General features: G+C 55.2%; 1 protein-coding gene. It reads right to left on the reverse strand.

What is annotated here, in order from left to right:
• Positions 1–63: 63 nt before the first annotated feature.
• A complete protein-coding gene (locus tag ACR0JA_RS23665; RefSeq protein ID WP_480495495.1) occupies positions 64–570 on the reverse strand; it encodes an HNH endonuclease in 507 nt (168 codons plus the stop codon).
• Between the last annotated feature and the right edge of the window lie 22 nt (positions 571–592).

Raw genomic sequence — 592 nt, forward strand, 5'->3', positions numbered from 1 at the left:
TTTCGCCGGGACGGCCCACGGTGATCCCGGTTTTCGTTGCGAGGTCCAAGGTGAGTATTTTCATTACTCGGGCCTCGCAAATTTGCCATGAAGATTGCGACAAGCCGTGACATATGCGGCGTGTGCTTCCTTTGGACTGTCAAAAACACCAAGATGTTTGCGTTTACCCCGGATGCAGATCGCAGCCCGCCAGTTTCCACGCTGCTTGCTGAACGTGACCCCTTTGAAACCGGTCGAGTTGTCGGCGTGGGCACCGCTGTTGCGGGCGTTTTGTGACTTGTCCGCCAGCCGAAGATTCTTCCTGCGATTATTGAGGCCGTTGCCGTCTCTGTGATCCACTCCAAGGGCCGGTTCACTCAGAAGAACACGATGCATCAACTCCAGCCGATTGGTTTTTTCTTCCGGCACCCAGACGCTTCTGCCAGCGTAAATCTTTGAGCCGCGTGTAACGGCGCACCAATTCTTACCTTCGACCAGTTGCCGATCTCCGATGTCTACAATGGTCTCGTACCCCCGGGTTAGGGGTACGATCACGATGTCACCACGGACGCTGACAGGGCGGACTTTCATGACTGCGCGTTCCAAACCTTAT

The organism is Ruegeria sp. AM4 (assembly GCF_056540665.1).

Coding starts and splice junctions, on each gene's coding strand:
- ACR0JA_RS23665 (WP_480495495.1), bottom strand. CDS start 570: ATGAAAGTCCGCCCTGTCAGCGTCCGTGGTGACATCGTGATCGTACCC.